General features: G+C 71.4%; 7 protein-coding genes. 6 read left to right on the top strand and 1 reads right to left on the bottom strand.

Translation table 11 applies throughout. The annotated features are described in order from the left end of the window. The 6 genes from QMK34_RS36740 to QMK34_RS36715 all read left to right on the top strand — a co-directional run. On the top strand, positions 1–397 hold a 397-nt coding region (locus QMK34_RS36740; protein WP_442785292.1), incomplete at its 5' end, for a class I SAM-dependent methyltransferase. After that, a complete protein-coding gene (locus tag QMK34_RS36735; protein ID WP_326419348.1) occupies positions 381–977 on the top strand; it encodes a DedA family protein in 597 nt (198 codons plus the stop codon). The genes QMK34_RS36740 and QMK34_RS36735, both read left to right, overlap by 17 nt. 35 nt (positions 978–1,012) lie before the next feature. After that, complete coding sequence (locus QMK34_RS36730) at positions 1,013–1,870, top strand: oxidoreductase (RefSeq protein WP_326419347.1); 858 nt, start codon at positions 1,013–1,015, stop codon at positions 1,868–1,870. Positions 1,871–1,945: 75 nt separating this feature from the next. After that, positions 1,946–2,845, top strand: coding sequence for a polysaccharide deacetylase family protein (locus tag QMK34_RS36725; protein WP_326419346.1), 900 nt, complete (start codon positions 1,946–1,948; stop codon positions 2,843–2,845). A 187-nt stretch (positions 2,846–3,032) separates the two neighbouring features. Then, positions 3,033–3,923, top strand: a complete 891-nt coding sequence (locus QMK34_RS36720) for a helix-turn-helix domain-containing protein (protein WP_326419345.1) — start codon at positions 3,033–3,035, stop codon at positions 3,921–3,923. A 39-nt stretch (positions 3,924–3,962) separates the two neighbouring features. Further along, entirely contained in the window at positions 3,963–4,829 is an 867-nt protein-coding gene (locus QMK34_RS36715; RefSeq protein ID WP_326419344.1) for a dioxygenase family protein, read from the top strand. A gap of 211 nt (positions 4,830–5,040) precedes the next feature. Here the strand turns inward: QMK34_RS36715 and QMK34_RS36710 are convergent. Further along, the coding region (locus tag QMK34_RS36710; RefSeq protein ID WP_326419343.1) for a transposase at positions 5,041–5,221 on the bottom strand (181 nt) is incomplete at its 5' end.

The raw sequence follows: 5,221 nt of genomic DNA, 5'->3' as shown, positions 1-5,221 counted from the left end.
GGGCGTCGATCTCGATCCGCACCTGGTCGCCTACCTCCGCCGGACCCGGCCGGAACTCGACATCGTCGAGGGCGACGCGGCCGACCTGCGCGAGCTGCTCGCCGGACGGGGCATCGAGCGGGCCGACGCCGTCGTCAGCGGGCTGCCGTGGGCCTTGCTCGGTGAGCGGCGGCAGGAACGCGTTCTCGCCGAGATCAGCACCCTGCTCGGCGCGGACGGTGTGTTCACCACCTTCGCCTACTTGCACGCGCTGCCTAGCCGTGCCGCTCGTACGTTCCACGCCTTGCTGCGCAGCCAGTTCGAAGAAGTGTTTCCCACCAGGTGCGTCTGGCGCAACGCGCCACCGGCCGTCACCTACGTGTGCCGTCGGGCGGTGCGTCGTGGGTGCGGCGCTTGACTGGCTGCGGGCGATCCCCGCGCCGGTCGTGCTCGCGGTGCTCGGAACCGTGATCGCCGCGGAGTCCGGGGTGATCGCCGGCGTGGTACTCCCGGGCGCCTCCGGGCTGCTCGCTCTCGGGTTTCTGGCTCAGCAGCACACCATCGCGCTGGCACCGGCGTTGCTCACCGGCGCCGGTGCCGCGCTCACCGGGAGCACCGGTGCCTTCCTCACCGGGCGTCGCGTGGGCGCCGATGACCGGGTCGTCCGCCTGGCCGCCCGCGTTCCGGCGGTCCGCCGTGTCCTGCCCCGCGACGTCGACGGCCGCCTGCTCGCCGCTGGCCAGTGGCTGGTCGGCGCGCGGACGGTGCTGCCGAGGATCGCCGGTTCCGCCGGGCTGCCGTATGCGCGGTTCGCCCTCTGGAGTGTTCCCTCGGCCGTGGCCTGGGGCAGTGGCCTGGTGCTGGTCGGATGGCTGGTCGGCGAGTCCTTTTTGGACTTTTCACGCCTGCTCACCGGAGCGGGCGTCGTGGTGCTGGCGTTCGTCCTGCTACGGTCTCGAGGGCGAAAGTCCATGGCGGGAAAGCAAGAGGGCCTCTAGAGTCCAGCTGGAAACCACGACACGAACGAGGCGCCATGACCGAGCGGCACGAAGAAGCGCCTGGCGGACAACGGGTTTGGTTCATCACCGGCACGAGCTCGGGCTTCGGGCGGGAGCTCACCCGGGCCGTCATCGCCCACGGGGACCGCGTGGTGGCCACCGCTCGGGACGTCGCCGCCATCGCCGATCTGACGGCCTTGGCGCCCGCTCGGGTCAAGGCTGTGCGGCTGGACGTGACCGGCGCGGAGTCGATTCGTGACGCTGTCGCCGAAGCGGAGCGGGCCTTCGGCCGGATCGACGTACTGGTGAACAACGCCGGGTCCGGGCTGCTCGGCGCGTTCGAAGAGCTGAGCGAGAGCGCTCTGCGCCACAACTTCGAGACGAACGTCTTCGGCGCGATGGCGGTCACTCGCGCCGTCCTGCCGCTCCTGCGGCGGCAGCGGTCGGGCCACATCGTGCAGATGTCCTCCGTGATCGGGGTGATCGCGGGGGCGGGCGGCACCGCCTACGCCGGGACGAAGTTCGCCCTGGAAGGGATGTCCGCGGCCCTCGCGGCCGAAGTCGCCCACCTCGGCATCCGCGTCACCATTGTCGAGCCCGGTCCGTTCCGGACGGACTTCAGCGGGCGGTCGCTGCGGTGGGGCGCGCCGATGGAGGACTACGCCGAGCTCATGGCTCCCGCACGCAAGGCGCTCGAGGCCTCGCACGGCGACCAGTCCGGCGACCCGTATCGCGGCGCGGAGGCCATCATCGCCGCGGTCGGCCTCGAGGACCCGCCGCTGCGGCTTCCACTGGGGGCGGAGGCCTTCACGTGGATTCGCGCGCATTTCCAGGCCAGGCTGGCCGAGTTGGACGCGGTGGAGGCGATCGGCGCGGATACCGCGTTCCGCTGACGGCGTAAGTCGAGGCTCGGCCTGCCGCGCCCGGCCGCTTTGGAGCGGACTGTCTCTATGCTCGAAGGAGTGTGCATGAGTGAGCTCGGAGAACCCTGGCAGTGGGACGACGCCACGTGGCGCGGTCATGTGGGGCAGGTGCGCGCGGGGAGGTCGCTCAAACCGGCCTCGTGGCCAGGCGGGGCCAAGGTCGCCGTGGCGCTGTCGTTCGACTCGGACCACGAGACGCTGGCGCTGCGCGACGGCGACGTGCTGCCGGGCAAGCTGTCCCAGGGTGAGTACGGCGCCAGGGTCGGGGTCCCGCGGATCCTCGCGCTGCTGGGGCGCCACCGCGCCCCGGCCAGCTTCTTCGTGCCCGCCGTCTCCGCGCTGCTGCATGACGGCGAGGTCAAGTCCTATGTGGATGGTGGGCACGAGGTGGCCCTGCACGGCTGGATCCACGAGCGCAACACCGCGCTGGCGGCCGCCGACGAGCGCGAACTGACTCTGCGGGCCGCGGACACCCTGGAGCGGCTCGCCGGTACCCGGCCGGTGGGCATCCGCACCCCGTCGTGGGACTTCTCCGCCGCCACGCTGGGCATCATCCGGGAACTCGGCCTGCGCTACGACTCCTCGCTGATGGCCGACGACGAGCCCTACGAGATCCTGGCCGGGGGCGAGCCGACCGGCGTGGTCGAGCTGCCCGTCGAGTGGATCCGCGACGACGCCCCGTACTTCACCATGGACAGGTTCACGTCGTCGCGCCCCTACACCGCGCCGCGTGACGTCCTCACCATCTGGCGCGACGAGTTCGACGCGGCCTACGCCGAGGGCGGCCTGTTCCAGCTGACGATGCACCCGCACGTGATCGGCCATCGCTCCCGGCTCGTCGTGCTGGCCGAACTCCTCGACCACATCAGTGGCCACGCCGGGGTCTGGTTCGGCACCCACGCCCAGGTCGTCGACCACGTGCTCGCCGAGGCGCGACCCCGCTGACCGGCCGCTGTACCTCCCGCGCTCCGTGTGCCAGCGTGACACAGTGCCAGCGTGACACAGTGCCATCGTGACAGGATGGGCGAGTGGTCTGGACCTCATGTCCGGCGGCGAGAGGAACAGCGCGATGCGTGGCACCACAGTGCTTCCGGGGACGCCCTGTCAGGTGAGCCGCGGGGGAGCGCCCCCGATGCACCGGCTCGAGCTCCCGGCGCCCAACGCGCTGCCGTTCGCCGTCGGCACGTTCGAGGCCGTCGGACCGCTGTCCCGGGCGTCCTTTCCCCACCGCCACACCTTCCATGAGATCGTCCACGTCACCCACGGCACCGGCACGCACGTCGTCGACCTCGCCCGCTGGGAGCTGCGCCCGCCGCATCTGGGCGTCCTCACGCCCGGCCAGGTGCACCACTGGGAGAACGCGCGGGACCTCGACGGGTTCGTCGTCCTGTTCACCGACGACTTCCTGCTGGACCACCCGGCGGACCGGGACCTGTTGCGGCGGCTGGGTGAGCGGCCATGGCTGACCTTGGACGCGTCCGGCGACGCCGGGGTGACCCGGCTGATCGCCGAGCTCGAAGACGAGTACCGCTCCGCCGCGGAGGGGTCGGAATCCGTCCTGCGAGCCTTGCTCCACGTGCTCGTCGTCCGCGCGAGCAGACTCGCCGAGACCACGGTCGCCAGCGCCGCGCCGCCCGCTCGGGCCGGGGCGGTGGCGGTGGAATTCGCCAGGCTGACCGGCCGCGGCGAACGCGAATGGGCGTCCGTGCACGACTACGCGCGACGGATCGGGGTCACCCCCGGGTATCTCACCGAGGCGGTCAAGGCCGCGACCGGCCGCACCCCGTCGCAACTGGTCCGTGAGGCGCGCACGCACGAGGCCAAACGGCTGCTGGCCAGGACGGAACTGACGGTGCGGCAGGTCGCGGACCGGGTCGGGTTCGCCGATCCGGCCTACTTCTGCCGGTTCTTCCGCCGCGAGACGGGCTTGAGCCCCGGCGACTTCCGCCGCGGTGGCGACGTCCGCGAAATTCACCACGACCGGCGGAACCAGTCCATCGCCGGTGCCGTACCACCGCCGTAGCTTCGTGGGTGGATCCCCGACGCCCCACAAGGAGCAGACATGGACGCACCCCTGGACGGCATCAAGAACAGCACCAAGAACAGCACCGAAAACGGCGCCCGGCTCATCAGCCGCAAGACGGCGCTGCTGGCCGCGCTCGCCGCCGGAGTCGCGGTGCCTGCCGCGCTGATGAGCGCGCCCGCGCTGGCCCGCACGACCGCCACCCCGGTCTTGACCCCGGCCTGCGACGACGGCGACGATCCGACGCCCGCGCAGACGGAAGGTCCTTATTTCAAGCCGAATTCCCCGGAACGCACGTCACTGGTGAGTCCGGGCACCCCGGGCACCCGGCTGACCGTCACGGGGTACGTCTTCGGGCTGTCGTGCCTGCCGGTGGGCCGGGTGCTGCTGGACTTCTGGCAGGCCGACGTGAATGGCGCCTACGACAACACCGGCTTCGGCTTCCGCGGCCACCAGTACACCACCGCCCAGGGTGCCTTCACCCTGACGACGATCGTGCCGGGCCTCTACCCCGGCCGGACCCGGCACCTCCACGTCAAGGTGCAGGCACCCGGCAGGCCGATCCTCACCACCCAGTTGTACTTCCCGAACGAACCCCGCAACAACACCGACACGATCTTCGACCCGCGCCTGCTGATGACGGTCCGGGACGCGGGCCGCGCGAAGGAGGCCGCGTTCGACTTCGTGCTGAACGTGCCGCAGGGCCCGGGACCCACCACCACACCCTCCACCTCCGGGAGCCCGACGCCCACCACCGCCCCCGGTGGCACCTGGGCGGCAGGCACCACCTACGCGGCGGGCGCCCACGTCACGTACGACGGGCGCGGCTACACCTGCTTGCAGGGCCACCAGGCGCAACAGGGCTGGGAGCCGCCTGCCGTGCCCGCGCTGTGGCGGGCGGAGTGAGCTCGACGGCGGGCCTGCTCACCCTCTAGGTGGCTGGTGTCGAACGGGGTGTGGAGGGCTCGGGTCGCGTGGTGAGTTGGGCGGAACAGGCCGGATCGTTGTGGTGAGTGGCGGTGGCTGGCTTGTGGGCGAGAGGGCATGGCTGATCCTGGTGCGGCGGTGAGGGCGTGGACACCGGCTGTGGGCCGCTCGTTGGCCTGCTATCTGGCGGTCAGGTGGTAGTGGCGGTCCATTGTCCTGCCGTGTAACGGATGCCGAGCCTGCCAAGGCGTGCGAGGTTCACTGCTGCGGCCAGCAAGGAGAAGTCCGCGGCGGTCTTCACGCGGCCTCGGACACGGGCTCGGCGGCCGCCGTGGCGGCGATGCATGAGGTGACCGATCTTGCGCTCGACC

This window comes from Amycolatopsis sp. H20-H5 (assembly GCF_035828755.1).
Classification (GTDB): domain Bacteria; phylum Actinomycetota; class Actinomycetes; order Mycobacteriales; family Pseudonocardiaceae; genus Amycolatopsis.
Note: the sequence above shows the minus strand (reverse complement) of the source record. Positions and strands in the feature narration are given on the sequence as shown.

Excerpts from the sequence above, each read along its gene's own strand:
- QMK34_RS36730 (WP_326419347.1), top strand. The coding sequence starts at position 1,013 with ATGACCGAGCGGCACGAAGAAGCGCCTGGCGGACAACGGGTTTGGTTC.
- QMK34_RS36725 (WP_326419346.1), top strand. The coding sequence starts at position 1,946 with ATGAGTGAGCTCGGAGAACCCTGGCAGTGGGACGACGCCACGTGGCGC.
- QMK34_RS36720 (WP_326419345.1), top strand. The coding sequence starts at position 3,033 with ATGCACCGGCTCGAGCTCCCGGCGCCCAACGCGCTGCCGTTCGCCGTC.
- QMK34_RS36715 (WP_326419344.1), top strand. The coding sequence starts at position 3,963 with ATGGACGCACCCCTGGACGGCATCAAGAACAGCACCAAGAACAGCACC.